General features: G+C 44.0%; 24 protein-coding genes. 14 read left to right on the forward strand and 10 right to left on the reverse strand.

All coding sequences use genetic code 11. The annotated features are described in order from the left end of the window. Positions 1-3: 3 nt before the first annotated feature. Positions 4-969: a nitronate monooxygenase family protein gene (locus MHH46_RS06295; RefSeq protein WP_076142180.1), complete on the forward strand. Its 966-nt coding sequence runs from the start codon at positions 4-6 to the stop codon at positions 967-969. 84 nt (positions 970-1,053) lie between these two features. Here the strand turns inward: MHH46_RS06295 and MHH46_RS06300 are convergent, their stop codons facing one another. Further along, entirely contained in the window at positions 1,054-2,148 is a 1,095-nt protein-coding gene (locus MHH46_RS06300; protein WP_076128106.1) for a Xaa-Pro peptidase family protein, read from the reverse strand. Between the two features lie 225 nt (positions 2,149-2,373). Between MHH46_RS06300 and MHH46_RS06305 the strand changes: the two genes are divergently transcribed. Both MHH46_RS06305 and MHH46_RS06310 read left to right on the forward strand, forming a co-directional pair. Beyond that, complete coding sequence (locus MHH46_RS06305) at positions 2,374-3,216, forward strand: SDR family oxidoreductase (protein ID WP_076185723.1); 843 nt, start codon at positions 2,374-2,376, stop codon at positions 3,214-3,216. A 25-nt stretch (positions 3,217-3,241) separates the two neighbouring features. Continuing rightward, the gene (locus MHH46_RS06310) at positions 3,242-3,745 is read left to right on the forward strand and encodes a GNAT family N-acetyltransferase (protein WP_076128102.1); all 504 of its coding nucleotides are present in this window, start codon (positions 3,242-3,244) and stop codon (positions 3,743-3,745) included. Between the two features lie 17 nt (positions 3,746-3,762). Here MHH46_RS06310 and MHH46_RS06315 read toward each other — a convergent pair whose 3' ends face one another. Then, a complete protein-coding gene (locus MHH46_RS06315; protein ID WP_076128100.1) occupies positions 3,763-4,107 on the reverse strand; it encodes a helix-turn-helix domain-containing protein in 345 nt (114 codons plus the stop codon). A 91-nt stretch (positions 4,108-4,198) separates the two neighbouring features. On the opposite strand from MHH46_RS06315, the gene MHH46_RS06320 reads away from it, so the two are divergent. From MHH46_RS06320 to MHH46_RS06365, 10 genes are all read left to right on the forward strand, one after another. Next, positions 4,199-4,459: a YqkE family protein gene (locus tag MHH46_RS06320; RefSeq protein WP_036681837.1), complete on the forward strand. Its 261-nt coding sequence runs from the start codon at positions 4,199-4,201 to the stop codon at positions 4,457-4,459. Positions 4,460-4,687: 228 nt separating this feature from the next. Continuing rightward, positions 4,688-5,635, forward strand: a complete 948-nt coding sequence (locus tag MHH46_RS06325; RefSeq protein ID WP_036681839.1) for an ABC transporter permease — start codon at positions 4,688-4,690, stop codon at positions 5,633-5,635. Positions 5,636-5,637: 2 nt separating this feature from the next. Further along, positions 5,638-6,582: an iron chelate uptake ABC transporter family permease subunit gene (locus MHH46_RS06330; protein WP_036681842.1), complete on the forward strand. Its 945-nt coding sequence runs from the start codon at positions 5,638-5,640 to the stop codon at positions 6,580-6,582. Beyond that, on the forward strand, positions 6,576-7,331 hold the full coding sequence (locus tag MHH46_RS06335; RefSeq protein WP_036681845.1) for an ABC transporter ATP-binding protein: 756 nt from the start codon (positions 6,576-6,578) through the stop codon (positions 7,329-7,331). Before MHH46_RS06330 ends, MHH46_RS06335 begins: the two co-directional genes overlap by 7 nt. A gap of 122 nt (positions 7,332-7,453) precedes the next feature. Beyond that, positions 7,454-8,458 carry a siderophore ABC transporter substrate-binding protein gene (locus tag MHH46_RS06340; RefSeq protein WP_282579687.1) on the forward strand — a complete coding sequence of 335 codons (1,005 nt, stop codon included), beginning with the start codon at positions 7,454-7,456 and terminating at the stop codon, positions 8,456-8,458. 167 nt (positions 8,459-8,625) lie between these two features. Then, on the forward strand, positions 8,626-9,129 hold the full coding sequence (locus MHH46_RS06345) for a sigma-70 family RNA polymerase sigma factor (RefSeq protein ID WP_036681849.1): 504 nt from the start codon (positions 8,626-8,628) through the stop codon (positions 9,127-9,129). Next, positions 9,122-10,315: an anti-sigma factor gene (locus tag MHH46_RS06350; protein WP_076128099.1), complete on the forward strand. Its 1,194-nt coding sequence runs from the start codon at positions 9,122-9,124 to the stop codon at positions 10,313-10,315. Before MHH46_RS06345 ends, MHH46_RS06350 begins: the two co-directional genes overlap by 8 nt. 202 nt (positions 10,316-10,517) lie before the next feature. Further along, positions 10,518-11,024 carry a metallophosphoesterase gene (locus MHH46_RS06355; RefSeq protein ID WP_076128097.1) on the forward strand — a complete coding sequence of 169 codons (507 nt, stop codon included), beginning with the start codon at positions 10,518-10,520 and terminating at the stop codon, positions 11,022-11,024. 102 nt (positions 11,025-11,126) lie between these two features. Beyond that, a complete protein-coding gene (locus MHH46_RS06360) occupies positions 11,127-11,588 on the forward strand; it encodes an N-acetyltransferase (RefSeq protein ID WP_036681853.1) in 462 nt (153 codons plus the stop codon). Positions 11,589-11,621: 33 nt separating this feature from the next. After that, positions 11,622-12,344, forward strand: coding sequence for an HAD family hydrolase (locus tag MHH46_RS06365; protein WP_036681855.1), 723 nt, complete (start codon positions 11,622-11,624; stop codon positions 12,342-12,344). A gap of 157 nt (positions 12,345-12,501) precedes the next feature. On the opposite strand, the gene MHH46_RS06370 is transcribed toward MHH46_RS06365, so the two are convergent. Continuing rightward, a complete protein-coding gene (locus MHH46_RS06370) occupies positions 12,502-13,608 on the reverse strand; it encodes an FAD:protein FMN transferase (RefSeq protein WP_076128094.1) in 1,107 nt (368 codons plus the stop codon). A gap of 173 nt (positions 13,609-13,781) precedes the next feature. Then, positions 13,782-14,714 carry a glycosyltransferase family 2 protein gene (locus tag MHH46_RS06375; RefSeq protein ID WP_076128092.1) on the reverse strand — a complete coding sequence of 311 codons (933 nt, stop codon included), beginning with the start codon at positions 14,712-14,714 and terminating at the stop codon, positions 13,782-13,784. A gap of 236 nt (positions 14,715-14,950) precedes the next feature. On the opposite strand from MHH46_RS06375, the gene MHH46_RS06380 reads away from it, so the two are divergent. Continuing rightward, complete coding sequence (locus tag MHH46_RS06380) at positions 14,951-15,673, forward strand: DsbA family oxidoreductase (protein WP_076142179.1); 723 nt, start codon at positions 14,951-14,953, stop codon at positions 15,671-15,673. 139 nt (positions 15,674-15,812) lie between these two features. Here the strand turns inward: MHH46_RS06380 and MHH46_RS06385 are convergent, their stop codons facing one another. From MHH46_RS06385 to MHH46_RS06410, 6 genes are all read right to left on the reverse strand, one after another. Further along, positions 15,813-17,393, reverse strand: a complete 1,581-nt coding sequence (locus MHH46_RS06385) for an oleate hydratase (protein ID WP_076193018.1) — start codon at positions 17,391-17,393, stop codon at positions 15,813-15,815. A gap of 157 nt (positions 17,394-17,550) precedes the next feature. Continuing rightward, complete coding sequence (locus tag MHH46_RS06390; RefSeq protein ID WP_036681438.1) at positions 17,551-18,120, reverse strand: TetR/AcrR family transcriptional regulator; 570 nt, start codon at positions 18,118-18,120, stop codon at positions 17,551-17,553. 20 nt (positions 18,121-18,140) lie between these two features. Then, positions 18,141-18,536: a hypothetical protein gene (locus MHH46_RS06395; protein ID WP_076185711.1), complete on the reverse strand. Its 396-nt coding sequence runs from the start codon at positions 18,534-18,536 to the stop codon at positions 18,141-18,143. A gap of 47 nt (positions 18,537-18,583) precedes the next feature. Continuing rightward, a complete protein-coding gene (locus MHH46_RS06400; protein ID WP_076193016.1) occupies positions 18,584-19,105 on the reverse strand; it encodes a hypothetical protein in 522 nt (173 codons plus the stop codon). A gap of 153 nt (positions 19,106-19,258) precedes the next feature. Further along, the gene (locus MHH46_RS06405; protein ID WP_076193014.1) at positions 19,259-20,239 is read right to left on the reverse strand and encodes an RluA family pseudouridine synthase; all 981 of its coding nucleotides are present in this window, start codon (positions 20,237-20,239) and stop codon (positions 19,259-19,261) included. A 101-nt stretch (positions 20,240-20,340) separates the two neighbouring features. Continuing rightward, the gene (locus tag MHH46_RS06410; protein WP_076185706.1) at positions 20,341-20,529 is read right to left on the reverse strand and encodes a CLC_0170 family protein; all 189 of its coding nucleotides are present in this window, start codon (positions 20,527-20,529) and stop codon (positions 20,341-20,343) included.

Here is a 20,529-nt window from a genome sequence, read left to right on the forward strand (position 1 = left end):
AAGATGAAATGGAACACCCGTATTACGGAGTTATTACACATAGAATATCCTATTATTCAAGGAGGACTTGCTTATTTAGGTTATGCAGACCTTGCGGCTGCGGTTTCAAATATCGGTGGACTGGGTCAGGTCACAGCAATGAGTCTTCCGGATGCGGAGGCCTTACGTGCAGAAATACGTCGGGTACGAACACTAACGGACAAACCATTTGGTGTTAATTTTGCTATCGGCATGCATGGGATTGGTTATGAAGATCGGGTGCAGGTCGCCATCGAAGAGCAGGTTCCCGTGGTGAGCCTCACTGGAGGGAATCCAGCCCCTATACTGGAAATGTTACAGCCCACCGATATTAAAACACTCGTGCTCGTCTCCTCACGCAGACAAGCCCAAAAAGCTGAACAATTAGGGGCTTCTGCGGTTATTGTTGTTGGGCATGAGGGAGGGGGCCACTTAGGGCGTGACGATGTTGGAACCATGGTGCTCGTTCCCCAAGTGGTTGATGCGGTTAATATTCCTGTGATTGCTTCCGGAGGGATCGGAGATGGCCGTGGATGGATGGCTGCTCATGCACTTGGGGCTGAAGGAATCGAAATGGGCACTCGTTTCGTTGCTACAGTGGAATGTGTTCATGCGGCCGCGTCTTATAAAAAAGCTTTAGTAGAAAGCTCAGAGTCGGATACGGTTGTAATCAAACGTTCTATTGGAGCACCCGCACGAGTGTTACGTAGTGACTACATTGATCAAATTCTTGAAATCGAGCGCGTGACACCGACCTATGAAGCATTAAAAGAGTATATCAGTGGTGCAGCCAACAAGCGCTGGATCTATGATGATATCAAAGAAGAGGGCATCGGCTGGGCAGGTCAAGTGACAGGAATGATCCAAGATATTCCTACAGTCGCGGAGCTGATCGGCAGGATGGTGAAAGAGGCTAAGTTGGTTCGCGGGATGTGGGGAACACAGGTTTGAATTTAAAAAAACACAGAGCGGCGATTCTCTCATTATTGGAGGAATCGCTGCTCTGTGTTTTTGGCTATGGCTTGTAATTCTTTTCTACAAATGAAGAATAGTCAGTTCCTTAGGGAAGCTTGTTAAGGTCTCTGCACCTTCAGCTGTAATAATCAGATCATCTTCGATACGTACACCCGCTAGTCCAGGCACATAAATTCCCGGCTCAACGGTGAACACATTGCCGATTTCGATAATGTCGTCGTTCTGTCCGTGAAGTGATGGATATTCATGAACATCCATGCCCAGTCCGTGTCCGACACGGTGTAAGAAATATTCTCCGAATCCAGCTTCTTCAATTACATCACGTGCAGCTTTGTCGACTGAGCCGAAAGGTGCTCCAGGATTGGAGGCAGCGATCCCAGCTTCGTTGGCAGCCAGCACAGTGTTATAGATAGTGACTAGCTTGTCGTCTACGGATTCAATAGCAAAGGTACGTGTAATATCAGAAGCATAACCATCGGCATACACCCCGATATCAAACATCAGGAAGTCGCCGGGTTGAATGACCCGGTTGCCCGGAACACCGTGAGGCAAGGCAGTTTTCGGACCAGAAAGCACCATAGTGTCGAAGGAAGGGCCGGAAGCGCCAACCTTTTTCATTAGATATTCTAGCTCCGCCACTAGATCGTTTTCTGTAACGCCTGTTTTTACGTGGGTAAGAACGCGGCGCAAGGCTTCCTCAACTAGCTCAGCGGCATGTTTCATGCGCTTAACTTCATCCGGGGTCTTTTTAGAGCGCATGCTGCGCAGCAATGGACCAATATCACTAAACCGTTCAGCTGGAACAGCAGCGGTTAGGTGCTCAAAACGGGCTACTGAGAAATGTTCCTTTTCTATGCCAAGAGTACCTAGCTTACTGCTGCCGAAACAATCTTTTAGCAGGTTATAGGGATTATCAGTGTCAGTGTGAGTTAGAATTTTGGTGACCGAAGAAGCCGCTTGAGCCGCTTCTGCATCCAATGCAGGCAGAATGAGCATAGGCTCTTCTCCGCGTATCAGCAGCAGACCCAGAAAACGTTCATGCGGATCGCTGGCGAAGCCGGTTAAGTAGTAGACATGCTTGGGATCTGTTACGAGCAGGGCATCCAGACCTTCGCCCGCCATTTGCTGCTCTAGGCTTGTCAGAGCATTATTCATAGTTGGTGTTCCCCTTTCAACTTCACGATTAGAACTGCAATATTCCTATTATAGATCAAAAATAGACCAGACGCACCTGACGAACTATAACTATCGTTGGCTAATCATGACATGAAGCTTTTCTTAACCCTACTAGTTGGTGTAACATATCTTTAAATATACTTCTCCTAAGGTTAGGCTGAAGCTTATTCGGGTACGGTTGTTGAGAGAGGAGTGATTCTTGCAATGAGAGGAACAATCGCACTTGTTACCGGAGCGAATTCCGGTATGGGGCTGGCCACAACAGTTGAACTGGCTCGCAAGGGAGCTAAAGTTATTATGGTTTGCCGTAATCGCCAGCGGGGAGAAGAAGCACTTGCTGCCGCCAAACAAAAGAGCCACTCCGAGGATATCGAGCTCATGTTGTGTGATCTGGCTTCACTTGAGAGCATTCGCAGCTTTGCTGAGGAATTCACTATGAAATATCCGATGCTAGACATACTTATCAATAACGCCGGGGTAGTCACGATTAAGCGTCAGCTTACGAAGGACGGCTTTGAGATGGATCTTGGCGTAAATCATTTGGGGCATTTTCTACTTACCAATTTGTTACTTAAGTCGTTGCAGGCAGCAGAGCAAGGTCGTATCATTGTGGTTGCCTCCGGTGCTTACAAGATAGGTGCGCTCCATTATGAAGATCCAACCCTCGCTCGCCGTTTTAATCCTGCAAAAGCCTATGCCCGATCCAAGCTAGCCAATATTCTGTTCACGCGGGAGCTGGCTTCGCGTCTTCACGGAACAAGGGTGACGGTGAATTGCCTGCATCCAGGAGCAGTGGGGACGAATATAGGAGTAAACCGGGAGACTGGTTTTGGCAAGTCGGTACTTAAGTTACTCTCATACTTTTTCTTAACACCTGAACAAGGTGCCGATACAGCGATTTATTTGGCTACAGATCCCGATCTTGGAGAGGTAACCGGTCAATATTATTATCGAAGAAAGATTAAACAACTGTCTCCCAGAGCGCAGAATACAATAGAGGCCGAACGGCTGTGGCAATGGAGCCAGGAGCAGGTCGGCCTGAGTTAATTAACACATTTGGAGGAATTAAGGGATGAATTGGGAGAACAGCAGAATTGAAGATGCAACATCTGCAGACTTAGCAGCTATTGTAGATATTTATAACTCAACGATTGCTGGGAGGATGGTAACTGCAGATCTGGAACCCGTTACTGTTGCAGATCGGGAGAAATGGTTTCTTGAGCATAATAGCCATCACCGTCCCTTATGGGTACTGAAGCAAGGAGATGAAATTGCTGCATGGTTCAGTTTTCAATCCTTCTATGGTCGTCCAGCGTATAATGCAACAGCAGAAATCAGTGTATACGTGAATGAAAAGTTCCGTGGTGGTGGTGCGGGCAGAATTCTTCTGACAGAGGCCATTGAGAAAGCCCCTAGTCTCGGAATTAAGAATCTAGTCGGCTTTGTGTTTGGACATAATGATCCAAGCCTTGGTTTACTGAAAAAGTTTGGTTTTGAAGAATGGGGAATGCTGCCTGGTGTGGCTGAACTTGACGGTATAGAGCGTGATTTAGTCATTGTCGGCCTTAAAATCTAATGCCTCAGATAAAACGCTTACATTTTGAGGGTTGAATTTAGATTATCGGTGTCACAATCGACCCATTCTTTGGACCAACTCTGTAAGTCTCGGATGACTGATTCCAGAGCAAGACCTTTATCCGTCAAAGAATATTGGATCCGCACGGGGGTCTCTGGGAACACTTCTCGAAGAACGATCCCTTCCTGTTCCAGCTCTTTGAGCCGTTCGGAGAGCAGTCTTCCACTGATGGGTAATGCCGCTTCAATTACATTGAAACGTTGGGGTCCTTGAAGGAGCTGGTAGATAATTAAACCAGTCCAACGCCTGCCGATAATATCCATACTTTTTTGTAGCCGGGGACATAAATCATTGGACTTCATAGGGCTCACCTCTTAGTAAACATTATAAACGAAAAGACCAATAACTTAAACAAATTCCAATTTAATTCAGTACTAGAAAGGATGATGGACAGTGGCTAAAAAAAAGAAAATGCCTACCACACCAAGAGCCGCTACGAATGATGGCCCTGCTACGTTAAAAGATCTGCTAAGCAGTGATGTTCTAGGAAAGCTGAAGGCGCAATCTGATGCGTTGAAAGCGGAGGAAAATGACCGTAAAGAAGCTGCCCGTAAGGCAGTGGAAGATCAGCGGAAGGCTGAGCAGAAGCGGTTGGATAATGATTTTGCACATCTGCTGGAGAACAGTAATCAGGATTGGAAGAAATATAAATAAATCCTATAGTTTAGCGCTAAAAATATGGCAGAGATTAAAGAGGCACCCGTTAGGGTGTCTTTTTTTAGGTAACTTAAGCAGATAAGCCTAAGTCTTAATTATTTTAAATTTAAGTATATGAAAGGGTTGACCCTCAAAGTGGGCTTAGGTATAATTTAAAACATTGCGAATGAAAATCATTATCATAAAAGCGCATTTGTAAACTATTAAACAGATAAGGAACAACTCATGAAACTAAAATATTTGTCCCTACTTCTAATAGTATTTTCATTTATATCTTTGTTTATAGGCGTTAAAGATATATCCCCATTAGATCTCTTTCATCTTACGGAATCTCAAGCACAGACCTTGCTGGTAAGCCGGATTCCCCGGTTAGCCGCATTGATTATCGCTGGAGTCAGCATGAGTATTGCCGGATTAATTATGCAACAGCTGTCACGCAATAAATTCGTCTCCCCGACTACGGCAGGGACGATGGATTCCGCGAAATTTGGTATTCTCGTATCCCTCATGTTATTCACAGGCGCAACGCCAATGCAGAAATTGCTGGTTGCTTTTGTTTTTGCACTATTGGGCACCTTTATTTTTATGAGAATCCTGGATCGGATCAAGTTCAAGGATAGTATTTTTATCCCGCTGGTCGGACTCATGTTCGGAAACATTGTAGGTTCGATTACAACATTTTTTGCGTATAAAAATGATTTGATTCAGAATATCTCGTCTTGGATGCTTGGAGATTTCTCAACGATTATCAAAGGCCAATACGAATTAATTTATATCAGCATTCCACTTGTCATCCTGGCGTATCTCTTCGCTAATAAATTTACGGTAGCCGGTATGGGCGAGGATTTCTCCGTTAATCTTGGCATGAATTACAAAGCGGTTGTCAACGTGGGATTGGTAATTGTAGCGTTAATCTCTTCTGTTGTCATTTTAACCGTAGGTACGATTCCATTTCTGGGTCTGGTAGTACCTAACATTGTAACGTTGTACATAGGGGATAACCTCAAAAAAAGTCTGGCGCATACAGCCATTCTCGGAGCGGTGTTCCTCCTGTTCTGCGATATTCTGGGCAGGCTCATTATCTATCCATATGAAATATCAATCAGTCTCACGGTAGGCGTCATCGGTAGTGGTCTGTTTATCTACTTGCTGATGAGAAGAAAGGCGAACTAGAGATGAAGACAAAACTAACTATATTATCTATAAGTGCTGTTGCCCTCATCGTCTTGTTTATGACGTATCATGCTTTGGGAAATTGGGACTACGTTCTGCCCAGCCGGGGAAGAAAGCTGGCGGCCATTCTGATTACCGGAGCTGTGATAGCTGTCTCTACCGTAGTTTTTCAGAGCATCACGAACAATCGTATTTTGACACCAAGTATTCTCGGGCTCGATTCCCTGTACATGTTAATCCAGACGTTCGGTGTATATGCCTTAGGTTCATCGAATATGACCTTTATGAATAAAAACATCAACTTCTTGTTCTCTGCGTGTCTCATGGTCCTGTTTTCAGGCGTATTGTATAAGCTAATGTTCCGTAGGGAAGGACAAAATATTTATTTCCTGCTGCTGGTAGGGCTAATCATGGGGACGATGTTCCAGAGCGCGTCTTCTTTTATGGAAGTGCTTATTGATCCGAACGAATTCCTGATTCTACAGGGGAAAATGTTTGCCAGCTTCAACAATGTCAGCAGTGACCTATTGATTCTTTCCACCATTGTTCTGACGCTAACTACGTTGTATTTCTTGCGATTTGTTAAGTATTTGGATGTTATTTCGCTTGGAAAAGATGAAGCCATTAATCTGGGGATCAATTATGACTATGTGGTCAAAAGGCTGCTAGTTATTGTATCTATCTACGTTTCGATCTCGACGGCTCTAGTGGGGCCAATCACTTTCTTAGGTTTGTTGGTAGCTAATGTGGGACACCAGCTGTTCCGTACCTATAAGCATGCCTATCTGATTCCTGGAACGATTCTGCTGAGCATTGTTGCGCTTGTCGGCGGGCAGTTCCTGGTCGAACGTGTTTTTGGATTCAATACTACGGTTAGTGTGATTATCAATTTTGCAGGCGGCGTCTACTTCGTCTATCTGCTGTTAAAGGAGAATAAGTCGTGGTAGAAGTTAAAAATTTAACCAAACGTTATGGCGGAGTAACCGTCGTTGATGATGTGTCCTTGTCCATCAAAAAAGGCGCAATCACCTCGTTTATCGGACCAAATGGTGCGGGTAAAAGTACACTGCTCTCCATGATCAGCAGACTTATCTCCAAAGACGCGGGAGAGGTGCTGATCGAAGGTAAGGAAATCGGTACCTGCAAAAGTAATGAGCTTGCTCGTAAAATATCGGTGTTAAAGCAGTCCAATCATATTAGCGTACGTCTCACTGTGAAGGAGCTCGTTTCTTTTGGGAGATTCCCGTATTCACAGGGGAAGCTGAGTCCGGAGGATCGGGCGTTCGTTGACGAAGCGATTGCTTACATGGATCTCCAAGAGATGCAGGATAAATATATTGATCAGCTCAGTGGAGGACAACGCCAGCGGGCATATATTGCCATGGTTATGGCTCAGGATACAGAGTACATTCTGCTCGATGAACCGCTCAACAACCTTGATATGAAGCATTCCGTCCAAATTATGAAGGTGCTTCGCCGTTTGGTGGACGAGAAGGGGAAGACGATTGTGCTCGTTATCCACGATATTAACTTTGCATCTTGTTACTCTGACTACATTGTTGCGCTTAAAAATGGAAGAGTAGCTTCCTCGGGTACAGCGGATGAAATTATAGATTCTGCAGTTCTTAAAGAGGTATATGACATGGACATTCCTATTGAAACTATAGGAGGCCGAAAAATCGGTGTCTATTTCTAAAAAGGTAACTATTACTATGTGGATATTATTATGACGTAACGTAAGAAGTGAAAGGCGCCAGCTTCTTAACGCATACGCGAATAATTCAAATAGCTTCACTATAAAAATTAGGGGTGAATAAATTGAAGAAGAACTTATCTTTACTGATTATGACAGTATTTCTTGCGGTAATCTTGGCGGCTTGTGGCTCCAATAATGCAGCAACTTCAAATAACAACACAGCAGCGGCAGGCAATTCGGAGGCTACTACTGCACCAACAACGGAAGCTACTACAGCACCGACAGAGCTTACTTTCAAGCATGCGCTTGGCGAAACAACTATCAAAAGCAATCCGCAAAAAGTGGTTGTTTTTGACTTCGGTACACTGGATACGCTGGATAAACTGGGTGTAGAGGTGACTGGAGTGCCTCAAAGTAATGTACCGGCTTATCTCTCTAAATATAACGATGCTAAATATGAGAATGTTGGGGGTTTGAAAGAGCCTGACTTCGAAAAAATAAACAGTCTTTCTCCGGACCTGATCATCATTTCCGGCAGACAACAGGATTCTTACGAAGAATTCAGCAAAATTGCACCTACTCTGTATGTGGCTGTAGATAATGCAAACTACATGGAATCTTTTACGAATAACGTGAAAATGCTGGGTCAAATTTTTGGAAAAGAAGCAGAAGTAGAAACTGAGCTTGCGACTATCAATGATTCCATCAAAGCTTTGAATACGAAGGCAACAGCTGATGGCAAAAAAGCACTTGTTATTCTTGCGAATGAAGGAAAAATCAGTGCTTACGGTGCAGGTTCCCGTTTTGGGATTATCCATGATGTGTTCGGATTTGCACAGGCTGATGATAAAATTGAAGTATCCACTCACGGACAAAGCGTATCCTACGAATATGTAGCGGATAAGAATCCGGATTATCTGTTTGTAGTGGACAGAGATGCGGCTGTGAAGAGTGATGGCGGCGAAGCCGGCTCAGCTAAAAAAGCAGTTGAAAACGATCTAGTGAAGAACACAAATGCCTTTAAAAACGGTAAAATCATTTACTTGGATCCTAACTACTGGTATTTGTCCGGTGGCGGTTTAATATCCGTTAGCGAAATGCTCAAAGAAGTTGAAGTTGTTCTGTAAGCAGAGTAACTTGGTGAATTAAAAAGCCTGTTGGCAGGAGTAATACTCCCTGCCAGCAGGCTTTTTTTCGCTTTTTTCCATGGAATTACTGGTATATTCATACTAGTTGCTAAATTTATCTGTAACTTTTCAGGCTGGGATACGTGGTTAGGTTAAGGGGGGAGTGCATGAAGCGAAAGTCATTGGATGAAATATATCAGATGTATGTGATGGATATTTACCGCTATTTGCGCTCCCTTTGTGGTGATCATTATGCGGCTGAAGATTTGATGCAAGAAACCTTTTATCGCGCTTATCTACATTTGGAGGATTGTAAAGAAGAGAAGATTAAGCCATGGTTGTTCCGTGTCGCTTATAACGCCTTCGTAGATTACAAGCGAAAGGAAGGCCGCAGTACAGTTCAGAGTGAGGATTATTTCAAAAAGCTTGCTCATCCAGATACCACAGAAAGCACACTGCTTCATCAGGAACGTTGGGAAGAGATGAGGATAGCAGTAGGTGAGCTACCGGACAATCAGAGAAATGCACTGCTGCTGCATGATTTTCATGGGCTGAGTTATCGGGAAGCATCGGACATTATGGATGTGGGCTTGTCCCAATATAAGATATTGATCTTTCGGGCCAGACAGAAGCTGCGTGAGGCAGAGAGGAGGAGAAATGAACATGAGTGAAGAGTTTAAGGAGAAGTTAAGAAGGTATGGCGAAGGCACTCTTGCTGATGAGGATAGGGATGAGGTTGAACGTGAGCTAGAGAAGATGGAAGCTTACCAGGCCTATCTGGATGAACTGATGGGCGAAGAAAAGCCGGCTTCAGAAGAGGAGAAGAGCATAAAATTCGGAAAGGGTAAAAGAAACAGACCCGGCAAAGAAAAAAAGATCATCCGCCGTGGCAAGTGGAAAGCACGTATATCAAATACTTTGACGGTGATTTCTGCATTTTTGATTTTTTTGATCGTCAGCAGTATCATCACAGCGGTATTTTATGGCACTGGAGAAAGAGGAGAGACTTACCGTGATGTCGTTTCTTCCGCAATTGCTGTTTCACAGCCGAATACAATCGTCCATTTGAGTAGCGATTCCGGACCGTTTTTTAGTATGAATCTGCAGGGTGAAATAATAAAACAAATTGGTGATGCGCGGATTAATGTTGGAGATTATTCGATGAAGTTTCTATTAGGCTGGCCCAGAATATATAGTTATTCATGGACATATGAACGCAGTGGGACAGGTAATTACTTTATCTATCCCACTGAGAACCAGTCTGCAGAAAATAGGATGGATGACAGCAGTGAGTGGGAAAAACTAGAAAAGCTCCCTGAAGGTACGGTAGGAGAAGCCTATTTGTCTTTTGAACAATTTTTTACGACAGATGAGCTATTGAAGAAGTTTCAGCATAAAAATCTTGAGCTTTTATGGTTCGCAGCAGATACAGGTCCAAGGACACAAGAGCCAGTAATAAATGATCCCTTAGGATTTCCAAGTACGCCCATCTGGCATGCCGATGATATGAAGGTGACACAAGAGTCAAAGAAAAAGTGGGGTTGGTTTGGAGGGGTGACTAGCCGCACGAGTGTTTCTCCATCTGTTGACTCATATGGGGATGGTGAACTTCGTAATGCGAACTTCCTTAAGACACTGCACTTAATGCAGGAGCATAAATCGATCGCCAACAAGGTAATTCCGTTTATTGATCTGGATGACTCCATTAGTTATCTGGAGAAGAACGGAGTTAGGCTGTATGGAGCTGTCGTAACCGGTCCGGTTAAAGAACTGCTCAAGTTAAAGGAAGAAAAATGGGTCAGTAATATTCATGTTGAAGAAGTAAGATTATGGAATTGGCAGGATAGAGAGAACTGAGTTGGGATGCTAAATACTGTAGAAGGTAGTAAGCATAAATGATTTCTTTGGAATTACTTTATGGCAGCCGGATATGCCCTGTGTTAGTGGGGTGTACCCGGCTTTTCTGTGTGGGAGAAGTCACAGAACTTGCTTCTCGTTTAAGCAAATCGTACAATTATTTGAATATGAGATGAGTATGATAGATTAGGAGCTGAGTTATATGAAAGTAGGCGTGGTATCAGATACACATATGACAAGAATGGCTAAGTCTCTGCCCAAAGCACTTGTTGCTGAATTCCGGAATGTAGACTTGATTCTGCATCTTGGAGATTGGGTGAGTATGGGAATCTACGATTTGTTGGCTGAATTGGCTCCAGTGGAAGGGATTGCTGGGAATAACGATGGAATAGAGATCATCGAGCGTTTCGGGGAGCGTAAGCTGCTAACGCTTGAGGGAGTCCGGATCGGAATGGTCCATGGTCATACGCCACACTCCCGCAAAGGAACGGACGGGAATGCGCTGCTTGCTTTTGCGAACGATAAGGTGGATTGTATTCTTTTTGGACATTCGCATCAGCCTTTATTGCGGGAAGAGAATGGGATTCTGCTCTTTAATCCAGGATCGCCAACGGATAAACGACGTGAGAAACTGTATTCCATCGGAATTTTGGATATCGAAGAGGGTAAAGTCAGTGCCCGGCATGTGTTCTACGATTCCAAAGAATAAGAATAATTGTCCAAATGATCTGGCGTTCGCTCCATGGTGCACGGTACGGCTGAAATATACAATAACGTTAAAACGGCCCAAGCCGGAAAGTGAGCGTTGAGGATGAACAACTATCGTATTGAACGTGTGATCTATGATGATTTGGAACGGCTTATCCCATTGTTTGATGAGTATCGGGTATTTTATGGGGCAGTCTCTGATCTGGATGGTGCACGTGCTTTTTTATCAGACCGATTGAAGCTGAACGATTCGGTAATCTTTATTGCGGTGGAGGGAGAAGGCGAGGAGAAACGAGCGTGGGGCTTCACCCAGCTCTATCCCTCTTTTTCATCGGTCTCTATGGAGCGTCTCTGGATATTGAATGATCTATATGTAACTACGGAACTGCGAGGTCATGGGCTCGGCTCCAAGCTGCTGGAAAGTGCCAGAGCTCATGCGCTCGCTACGAATACGAAGGGCTTGTCCCTGACAACAATGATGGCGAATGTGGGGGCACAGCGTTTATATGAAGCGCATGGCTACATTCGGGATGATGATTTTTATACCTATAACCTTTTTTTCTAAAGCTAGAGAGAAAGACGAGTAAGGGGCGTTAAAGTGGATACAAGTAATAAGCTGGCAATCTTTTTTGACCTTGATGATACCTTATATGATCATTTGGTTCCATTTAAAGAAGCGGTGCGACAAGTACTTAAACCGGATGAGAGCAGTCTGGACTTTGCGGAATTATTTTATAAAGTAAGACATCATAGTGATGTATTATGGCCTATGTATTTACGTGGAGAAATTCCGCTGGAGGAGACAAGGGTACGCCGATTGGAGCTTGCTTTTGCAGAGTATGGTTTACAGCTCGATCGTGATCAAGCCACGGCGGTACAAGCGGCTTACATTGGCCGTCAGTACACCATTCAAATGATAGATGGAGTCCGGGAGCAATTGGAAAGGTTCATTACTGCTGGTCATAAAGTAGGCATCATTACGAATGGACCCAAAGATCATCAAATGAAAAAGATTCGCGGATTAGGTCTGGATCAGATGATCCCCGAGGAGATGATTTTTATTTCTGACGCTGTAGGTCTGGCCAAACCAGATCCGCAACTCTTTTTGCATGTGAATCAGAAGTCTGGCACTTCACCAGACCATTCACTTTATATAGGTGATACCTGGGCTAACGATGTAGTAGGAGCGCTTGCGGCTGGCTGGAAGGTCTGCTGGTATAATCCGAGAGGCAGACAGCCGGCTACGGATCATAAGCCTAGTTATATTTTCACGAATTATAAGGAATTTAGCGAGTTGCCTTTGGTGCTGCAAAAATCTTGATCGGGAATTAATTAGGGAGGAATTCCCTGATTATCAGGCTGCTGGGCGATGAATGGGCGATGAATATCCCTCAGCCACGCCAAAGAACCTTTATCCACAACAAAAGAGCTTGCCTCCCAAAGCCAATAATGGCTTTATGGGGGCAAGCTCTTTTCTACTAATCAGCGAAGCTGTACGTAGGGTCAGTCAGATTCATTCTTTCTTTAATGCCTGGTGTGGCGTAGATTTTGTTGTCATCGGTAATAAAGAAAGCTTCTACATCTTCAGGTAACGACTCCAGATATTTCATGCCTTCTTCGATCCCCATCAAGAATACCCCAGTGGACAAAGCGTCCGCATCTGTTGCATTAGGGCTCATAATGGTCAAGCTTTTGAGACCGTTCTGAGAAGGGTAACCTGTGCGTGGATCAAGAATATGGTGGTAACGAACATTGTCTTGCATAAAATAACGTTCGTAAACACCAGAAGCATCGATGACCTCATCTGCGATTTTAATCGTTCCTAGCTGTGTGCCGCGGCTTTGGTCAGGGTCTTGCAGACCAATATTCCAATCCGTTCCGTTTGGTTTCGTACCTAATGCAATAATACTGCTACCGCCGAGGTTGATCATTGCACTGTTAAGGCCTTGCTCTTTTAAATAATCAGCGATACGGTCAGCAGCATACCCTTTGCCGATACCTCCAAGATCCAGTACCATATTTTCCTTCAGTAGCTTCACGGTCTTAGCAGCTTCGTCAATTTCAACGTCTCTGTAATTGGTTAGGCTCTTGGCTGCATCGATAGCTGCTGGATCAGGGACTTTATCCCCGCCACTACCGATGTTCCAGAGGTCGATCAGCGGACCAATCGTGGGATCGAATAGCCCGTCCATTTCTTTTGCATATTGCACCGATTGTTTTACAACATCTAAGGTCTCTTCCGAAACGACAACCGCTTCTTTTCCTGCTGCTTGATTGACTGCGTAAACCTCGCCGCCTTCTTTTGTACGGCTAAGCTCCATATCCATTCGCTCCAGCATTTGCTGGATATCATCCATATTTTTTTGGGCTACATTTTCTCCGAACACTTTGATATTCACGACCGTGTCATAGATATAAAAGGTCTGTGAGAGTGACTTGGCTTCGCCTTTTCCTGAAGCTGTTGCGCCACCTGGTGTTTCCGTCGCTTTGTCATCCTTATTTTTAGTAATTAGCCAAGCGCCGACAGCTATGACGACGATGAGGATAACAACGAGGATCAACGTCGTTTTTTTGTTCTTGAACATATTCCACCATCCATAAAGTTAGTTTCTAAAACACATTATCACTATCATACCCTAGATCAGAAGTTGATGGAAATTAATTTCATGGCATATTTAGGTACAACTCCGTCTGCACGAAAAAAAAGCCCCGCAATCTGATTCGGAGCAACGCTGTGGATATAGAGGTAACTATTAAGCTAATCTAGCATGTATTCACGGTATTTGTTTTTACGAGGATTCATTACGAAAAGGATTCCTTTGGCATAACCGCTAACGGCTTTGAAATTTCGTTTGAGAGTTTCTTTGCCTGTCAGACAGGTTAACGTCCAGATCAATGCGGCATAATTCATAGGGGGTGCTTTACGTAAGTTGAGCAGATAATAATGATTGATGGCAGTAGCTCTTGCAACAACGCCCGCCTTATCCCGAGAACCCGGCGACTCATGATGAATGATTTTCATAGCGGGGTTAATGACAAGCTTGCCATAACGGCTAGCCAAATGGGACAAGTAAATATCCTCGGCAATGGAGTAACTTGTCATCCAGGGATAGGGTTTCATATCTTGTAATGCTGAGCGCCGGAATGACATATTACAACCGTGAAAAAAATCTGTCTCAAAAACCTGCTCCTTCTCTCCCCAGAGGTATAGGGAGCCTGCAAACATGCTTGGGGATAATCTGCCCGGGGATCCGGACATTTGTCCGGTCAGCATGCCAAACAGCCGGCCCGGTTTGCTGCTGCGCATGCCTTTAGCAACCCCGCCTACACCGACAATTGAATCGTCCGCTGCATAAGTATCAAGTAATCGTCGAATATATAAGGAATCATCTAATTCTGCATCATCGTCTAAATGAAGCACAATTTCAGCATTTACTAGTCCAAGTGACTCATAACGGGAAAGCCAGAGACCCGGATTAGTCTTACGATGATATCGAAACTCAGCCTGTGGCAATTTGTTCAGTATGTTACGATAATAGGTTAATCTTTCTACAGGAATCTCACCGTCATCTACAATCCAGAGCTCGATGGAGACATTCTCTAGCTGTGTCTGCTTGCTTATAGATTCTATGCACACTGTAAGGTCGTTTATACGGTTACGGGTAGGTATCACTATAGATACATCATGCATATGGGGATCTCCCTTCGGAATGTCTGGTGTTAACTTCATTCTATCTGCCCTGAAGGGGAGCGTATATACCACTTTCGTTTACTTTTTGCTTTAGCATTCACGTCTATAAATGTTATTTTAATAAAAGTTAAGTTTGTAATTTTGAGTTTTTAACTATATAATAGTAAGCGACGTATATTTAGTTATTACTCTTATATAACAGCTACAAATTATCAATAATATTAGGAGGTTTTTTCGTGAGAATAGATATCTGGTCCGATTATGCATGTCCTTTTTGTTATATTGGCAAAAGACGGTTGGAGAATGCGCTCAGCCAATTCCCGAACCGTGATCAAGTGGAGGTAGTATTCCGTAGCTTTCAATTGGATCCACATGCAGAGGTAAGTACAGACAAGAGTATTCATGAGCTGTTGGCTACCAAATACGGGATGACCGTTGAAAAAGCAAAAGCAATGAACGCACAACTAGCGGAGCAAGCTAAAGATGTGGGTTTGGAATTTAATTTTGATACAGTGAAGCATACCAACACTTTTGACAGTCACCGACTGAGTCATTTTGCAAGCACAAAGGGAAAAGGCGCAGAAATGTCCGAACGTCTGCTGCGCGCCTACTTTACGGATTCATTAAATCTTGGAGATCGCAGTGTACTGGCTTCACTCGCTGCTGAAGTAGGTCTGGATCAAGCGGAAGCTGCGGCAATGCTGGAAACGGATGCTTTTGCGAATGAGGTTAATGGCGATATTGAAGAAGGAAGCCGTCTTAATATTACCGGTGTACCTTTCTTTGTATTCAATAATAAATATGCTTTATCTGGTGCACAACCAGGTCCTGTATTTACAGAGGTACTGGATACTGTGTGGGCGGAGGAACAAGCAGGGCCAACATTACAAGTGGTTGGTAAGGGGAATTCTGAAGTATCCACCGATGATGGCTGCGCAGATGGATCTTGCAATATTTAAAGTTTGGATTCGAGAAAAAAAAAGAGCTGAGGGCTCCCTCAGCTCTTTTTTTGTTTTGATAAAACTGTTCTTTTGTTGCTTCCCACACTCAAAAACAAGCGCTCCCGATATCCGGAAGCGCTCGCCGCTGATTGTTGTTTTATCTGAAAGATGTAACAAAGCTTGAGAATAGTGTACGTACATCGTATTGATATTGGTTGATTGGCTCGATAGGCCGTTCGATACCAAGTAGAGTATATACCGCAATTCTCGCTGCTCTCACGGAGTATTCTTCAGTGAATACAACGTCATCTGGAATTTCACAGAATTGTCCAATAAAGGCCAGGTTCGTGGAACCCTCAGGGACAACTTTTGGTCTGTCACTATTGAGTCTAGGCATGAACTGTGAAGTGATATAAGGCATCATGCAAGGAATACAGTTGGCGGTAGCCATGATCTCGTCCTTATGTTCTTCAAAGTGAAGATGACCGATCAATTCTTGCATGATTTCTTCGCCGGTACAATCACACATTCTCTTTTTCACGAAATCCCCAACTTTGTCTGGATACAGTCCGTAACCCCAGAACACTTTAACATGCTCAGGTTGATTGCGGAAATGCGGTTGGTAGGCCAGTACAACGGACATAAACCAGCTCGAATCCTTGAATGTGACCAAAGCGCCTGTGCCGGCACGGTTACGTGTGAAATTTTCCATCAGATCGAAGAATTTGGAGTCATGGAAAGTTACAGTAAAGGACTCCCATTTCGAACCGTCTACATGATCATCGAACGAAGAAGGATTGCCAAGACTTGGTTTCTTGGAAGAGATGTTTTCCCATAATTTCCACGAGCTTCCCTTGCCGTTAAGGCGTGGAGCAGAAGTCATAGAACCAAGGCTGGAGCCTTCGGTCATAGAACCGTTTGTGATAATCACAAGATCATCTTCTTTTACATCAATCACATCTTTGACACCTTCGCGCACTACATTCATTTGGGTTACGGTAATTCCGTCACCTTTTTTGAACTGCAGATCAGTCACTGTACATTTCAGTGTGAAATCGACACCAAATGGTTCAAGATATTTGTGCAAAGGCAGAATGATGGAATCATATTGGTTATAAGGAGTGCGGGTTACACCTTCCAGTGTTTGAATTCTTGGGAATTCATGGAAGAAACGGAGCATATATCTTTTAAACTCTACAGCGCTGTGCCAAGGTTGAAATGCAAAAGTAGTAGCCCACATATACCAGAAGTTAGTTGTGAAAAAGTGAGGGGCGAACCAGTCGTTGATACGCGCTTTCCCCATTTTATCTTCTGGTGTAATAATCAGCTTGCCCATAGCGAGACGATCAGCCATATCAAAACCCATGGACAATACATCTTCTACTTTGCCGTCTTTATTTACTAGTCTGGCGTTTGAGTGTGTTGGATTAGCGGTATCAAAAGCAATAATTTCATCCCGCACAGACAACCCCGGACGGTCGACAGAAGGAATCGTTGTTAATAGTTCCCAGAGATTTTCATAAGCTTCATCGTTGAGCATACGGCCGCCGCGGACAACGTAACCATGTTCAGCGTCACCTGCGCCGTCATTGCTACCACCAAGAATCTTCATCTCTTCAATAATGTGAATGTTTTGTCCCGGAAAATCACAGTCTCTGACCAGGTAAGCAGCGCCCGCTAGGGATGCAATTCCGCCACCGACAAAATAAACCTGTCTATTACCGTACTCTTTTTTCACAATGGTCGCCTCCAAGTAGTTGTTTAAATAATCACACTCTTAATGTAAACCAACTCCTATTTTGAAGGTATAATCAAACTCTTTAGAGTGTCTGGATTTTTGTCATTATGGGTGATCTGTCTAGTTTTTAGACAAAAAAAACCGCTGCAACCAAAGGTTACAACGGATGGTTCTCATATTTGTGTAAAGCTTTCAGAAAATTTCCTTCAATTAGATCACTTAGCTTCTCAATCATATGGTGCGGTTGTTCCTTCATGCCTTCTCTCATCCACTGAATGATTAGGCCTGTGAAGGCTAGCGTATAGAAATTGGCTATAAAATGCTTGTCTTCTTCGCAAACCTCCATCCCGGAGGACAGCTCGTTTATAACCCCCATGATGAGATCGTTTGTCACCTCGTACAGATATGCATCCAGGTGATTTCTGCCTAGTGAATTTAGCGTGTTACAGCAAAAGGATTTATTCCGCTCAATATAGCAGAAGATTCTATAAAAACCGTCCGTCCAAGTGCTGTAGCTGCGATACTGGGCGAGGCTTTCGACAGCCTCAGTCTTATAGATCCAACCTAGCAAATCAAATATATCCTGAAAATGATAATAAAAGGTTTGTCTGTTTAGTCCGCAATGGTCCACTAGTTGTTTAACAGTAATTTTATTGAGCGGTGTATGCTCCATTAGTTCTTTTAAAGAATGGGACAATGCATTTTTGGTTAGAAAAGAATTGGACAACAGCGTTTCACCTCTTCCATTCAAGACTTCGATGCTCGCGTATACAGCAGACGAATACCTTCCGCTAATAAACCCAGTGCAAATCCGGCACATGAAAATAAGGAAAATGCGAGGAAGCCTGCGAGATCCTCCCAACCGGACATCTCTTTGTAGGTGTAGCCCAGCATAAATGCCGCGCCTATGATTATTCCCGCCGTACTAAATACCCAGAGCAGACGTGCTCCGAGCCAGCCTAAAGTGTTGACGATGCCTGCCACTACTACGGAAAAAAGAGCAAAGCGCAGTAAGAGTGTGGTATCCATTTCTTGGGCCAGCATCACAAATCGGTGCAGAGGGAAAAGAAGCCATAGCAGAATGGCATAAACGGTCATCCAGAGAAACCAACGTTTACTTTTGGCAGCAGGCAGGAATTTCATTTCATGCACACCTCTTTTCCCATAGTTCGAACGTTAAAAAGTAGGAATTATACCGTGAAGGATTCCAGTTCTTCTGCACTTTGCAGCAGGTGGCTTAGCAGGTTTGGAATGTCCTCCATTTGTTCTTCTGTAAGTTGTCTTTTGAATTGCAGCTCGATGCAGTTATTGTAAGTTTCACTTTCCTGGCCATATATGAAGCTTAAAGATTGCACAGGCTGGAAATCAGGTCCCCAGATCGCTTTTAGAATACTGTCTATCGCCTGACATTCGCTAGGAATATCTTCGACTTCCATATAAAAACGAAGTGAAAGATTACAGCCGGGATCCGTATTAGGAACCTCCATGATTTCATCGCTGAGATCTTTCGTGGTCGAAGTGAGCAGGATTTCGGCGGTTACTTTCCTGCCTGCAGTTAATTGGAAGGAGAGACTGAACTCTCTGGACATCAGCGCCATATTCAGAAGGTCGGAGCGATCCGTAACCACCAGTATTCCGTCTAAATTATCGTAGTCATAAATCTGGTTCTCAAAGGCGATCTTAATATTATCGAAAACAGTAGGATGGAACAATAAGGGCACCTTCTTTGTTTATTTATATTGTAACATGATGTGATAGGAAGTTAAAAAAAGACGCCCAGGACCAAATGGACCGGGCATCTTGTGTAGAAGTTACAGCTTCCCATAAGGGGGAAGGCTCGTCAGTCGTGGGTATACGTTCAATTCTTAGTTTGTAGGCGCAGGCGCAGTATATTTCAGGAACGTCTTCGGAATCGGGCTCTCAAAGGTCATCAGTTCTCCAGTGGTTGGATGAATAAAAGAGAGCACTCGAGCATGTAGACCAAGTCTTCCTACCGTTTTGGTCTCTGCCCCATATTTCTTGTCACCTGCGATAGGGTGGCCGATATCTGCCATGTGCACCCGAATCTGATTTTTTCGTCCAGTTTCGAGCTTAACCTCTAGCAAGGAAAAATGGCGGTTAGCCTGAATAAGCTTATAATGTGTAATTGCATGTAGTCCATCGCCTTCATGAGGACTGGAATACATTTTAAGGGTTGAGGTTTCTTTGAGCCAAGAGCTTATCTTGCCTTCAGGTCTTTTAACCGCGCCTTCGACGAGCGCTACGTAAGAACGTTCCTTCACAGTATCTTTCCACGTAGTTTGTAATGCCTGCTGAATCCGTTCGCTTTTGGCAAACATCATTACGCCTGAAGTATCTCTGTCCAAACGGTGTACGACAAAAATCCGATTTTTTGGATTGCTAACACGGACATGCTCCATAAGCTGGCGGTAAGCCGTCAATTCATTTTCTTCCGCAGTGGCGATAGATAGCAGTCCAGCATCCTTTTGAACAATAATCAGGTCATCATCCTCATGAACGATTTTAAGTCCGATCATCTCTGCTGTTTGTACAGGCTTCTCTTGATCAATAGTAACGTTTTGACCCGGATGCAGTTGGAAATTATGCTGTGTAACTACCTTATCATTCACCGACACTTGTCCACGCGATAGGATGGATTTAATCGCATTTCGTCCTCGACCCGTGACGTGGGTGAGTAAGAAGGGCAACAGTTCAGAAGGTTCGTTTACAGTAAAAGACTTGGGTGCTGCGGGTGCTTTAGTTTTATGGTTAAGCTTGCCAGTAGGCTTGCTGTGAGAACGAGTACCTCTTTTGGCTGTTTCTTTAGGATTTCTTCTTGAGTTCATGGATGCATTCTCCGTCCTTTAATATTGTACTCCTCAATATACCATGGGCTGTGAAGAAATACTATGGAGAGGGCAGGCGTACTGGTTTGATTTGTAAATGCTCATAAATAGAACAGCTGGGCCAATCCAAGTAGCAGGAATAAACCGAGATATACCCAGCCTAACACGCGGGCATATTTTTTTTCCCGGTGCATAGCATTGACTGCATATATTTTAGTATCCACAGTAAGCAACAGAACACTGGAGATCAGCAGTGCAACAATTACGTAGGTTAGCTGGTGATAGAGCAT

The organism is Paenibacillus sp. FSL H8-0175 (genome assembly GCF_045040615.1).
Taxonomy (GTDB): Bacteria; Bacillota; Bacilli; order Paenibacillales; family Paenibacillaceae; genus Paenibacillus_AQ; species Paenibacillus_AQ odorifer.

Excerpts from the sequence above, each read along its gene's own strand:
- MHH46_RS06395 (WP_076185711.1), bottom strand. The coding sequence starts at position 18,536 with ATGAAATTCCTGCCTGCTGCCAAAAGTAAACGTTGGTTTCTCTGGATG.
- MHH46_RS06330 (WP_036681842.1), top strand. The coding sequence starts at position 5,638 with ATGAAGACAAAACTAACTATATTATCTATAAGTGCTGTTGCCCTCATC.
- MHH46_RS06355 (WP_076128097.1), top strand. The coding sequence starts at position 10,518 with ATGAAAGTAGGCGTGGTATCAGATACACATATGACAAGAATGGCTAAG.
- MHH46_RS06410 (WP_076185706.1), bottom strand. The coding sequence starts at position 20,529 with ATGCTCTATCACCAGCTAACCTACGTAATTGTTGCACTGCTGATCTCC.
- MHH46_RS06405 (WP_076193014.1), bottom strand. The coding sequence starts at position 20,239 with ATGAACTCAAGAAGAAATCCTAAAGAAACAGCCAAAAGAGGTACTCGT.
- MHH46_RS06350 (WP_076128099.1), top strand. The coding sequence starts at position 9,122 with ATGAGTGAAGAGTTTAAGGAGAAGTTAAGAAGGTATGGCGAAGGCACT.
- MHH46_RS06325 (WP_036681839.1), top strand. The coding sequence starts at position 4,688 with ATGAAACTAAAATATTTGTCCCTACTTCTAATAGTATTTTCATTTATA.
- MHH46_RS06305 (WP_076185723.1), top strand. The coding sequence starts at position 2,374 with ATGAGAGGAACAATCGCACTTGTTACCGGAGCGAATTCCGGTATGGGG.
- MHH46_RS06345 (WP_036681849.1), top strand. The coding sequence starts at position 8,626 with ATGAAGCGAAAGTCATTGGATGAAATATATCAGATGTATGTGATGGAT.
- MHH46_RS06375 (WP_076128092.1), bottom strand. The coding sequence starts at position 14,714 with ATGCATGATGTATCTATAGTGATACCTACCCGTAACCGTATAAACGAC.
- MHH46_RS06300 (WP_076128106.1), bottom strand. The coding sequence starts at position 2,148 with ATGAATAATGCTCTGACAAGCCTAGAGCAGCAAATGGCGGGCGAAGGT.
- MHH46_RS06370 (WP_076128094.1), bottom strand. The coding sequence starts at position 13,608 with ATGTTCAAGAACAAAAAAACGACGTTGATCCTCGTTGTTATCCTCATC.
- MHH46_RS06360 (WP_036681853.1), top strand. The coding sequence starts at position 11,127 with ATGAACAACTATCGTATTGAACGTGTGATCTATGATGATTTGGAACGG.
- MHH46_RS06295 (WP_076142180.1), top strand. The coding sequence starts at position 4 with ATGAAATGGAACACCCGTATTACGGAGTTATTACACATAGAATATCCT.
- MHH46_RS06315 (WP_076128100.1), bottom strand. The coding sequence starts at position 4,107 with ATGAAGTCCAATGATTTATGTCCCCGGCTACAAAAAAGTATGGATATT.
- MHH46_RS06310 (WP_076128102.1), top strand. The coding sequence starts at position 3,242 with ATGAATTGGGAGAACAGCAGAATTGAAGATGCAACATCTGCAGACTTA.